Source organism: Variovorax glucosi (assembly GCF_051216695.1).
Classification (GTDB): domain Bacteria; phylum Pseudomonadota; class Gammaproteobacteria; order Burkholderiales; family Burkholderiaceae_C; genus Variovorax.
The window spans coordinates 1-1,074 of sequence record NZ_JBPJZE010000342.1 but is presented as its reverse complement, the minus strand read 5'-3'; the positions used below and the strand labels follow the sequence as shown (position 1 = coordinate 1,074).

The 1,074-nt window shown below is 68.0% G+C and carries 2 protein-coding genes; both read left to right on the top strand.

Features of this window, described 5'->3' with window-relative positions; all coding sequences use genetic code 11:
- A partial coding sequence (locus ACSFA3_RS25500) for an aminotransferase class I/II-fold pyridoxal phosphate-dependent enzyme (RefSeq protein ID WP_435508112.1) occupies positions 1-620 on the top strand: 620 nt, incomplete at its 5' end.
- A 29-nt stretch (positions 621-649) separates the two neighbouring features.
- A partial coding sequence (locus tag ACSFA3_RS25495) for an RraA family protein (protein WP_475544592.1) occupies positions 650-1,074 on the top strand: 425 nt, incomplete at its 3' end.

The following is a 1,074-nucleotide window of genomic DNA, read 5'->3' as shown; positions in this document are numbered from 1 at the left end:
GCCATCCGCACGTGATGGTGATGACCGACGAGATCTACGAGCACATCCGCTTCGACGGCGAAGCAACGCCGCATCTCCTCGTGGAAGCGCCCGCGCTGCGCGATCGCACGCTGATAGTGAACGGCGTCTCCAAGACCTATGCGATGACCGGCTGGCGCATCGGCTATGCGGCCGGGCCGGTGGACCTGATCAAGGCGCTGGACACGCTGCTGTCGCAGTCCACCGGCAACTGCTGCTCGGTGAGCCAGGCGGCGGCCGCAGCAGCACTGAACGGCGACCAGAGCTTCGTGGCCGAGAGCGTGGCCGTGTACAAGCAGCGGCGCGACCGCACGCTGGAGCTCGTCAACGACATTCCCGGCCTGAGCTGCGCCACGCCGCCCGGCGCCTTCTATCTGTACATCAACTGCGGCGGCCTCATCGGCAAGACCACGCTCGAGGGCAAGCGCCTGAACGAGGACGGCGACGTGGTGATGTACCTGCTCGAAAGCGAAGGCGTGGCCGTGGTCGCGGGCACCGCATACGGCCTGTCGCCCTACTTCCGTCTTTCCATTGCCACGTCGATCGAGACGCTGGAAGAAGGCTGCACGCGCATCGCGCGTGCCGTGGCCGCACTGCGCTGACGCGCGCTGAAAACTCACAAGGACCAGTCATGCCCTACAAAGCCATCCGCAAGAACCCGTCGGCCCCGCAGGTTGCGCCGGCCATCATCGCCGCGCTGCGCGACATTCCGGTGGCCGCGCTCAGCGACAACCTGCACCGCAACATCGGCAGCGTCGGCCTGCAGCCGTACCACCGCCCCGGACACAAGACCATGGCGGGCACGGCCGTCACCGTGAAGACGCGCGGCGGCGACAACCTCACGCCGATGCGCGCCTTCGAGTTCTGCCGGCCCGGCGACGTGCTGGTGGTCGATGCGGGCGGCGACGTCACCAACGCGGTCATCGGCGGCATCCTGTCGTTCTATACCGCGACCATCGGCACCGCGGGCCTGGTGCTCGACGGCGCCATCCGCGACGTGGCCGAGATCCGGGAGCGCGACTACCCGGTGTACGCGCGTGGCGTGAACCATCGCGG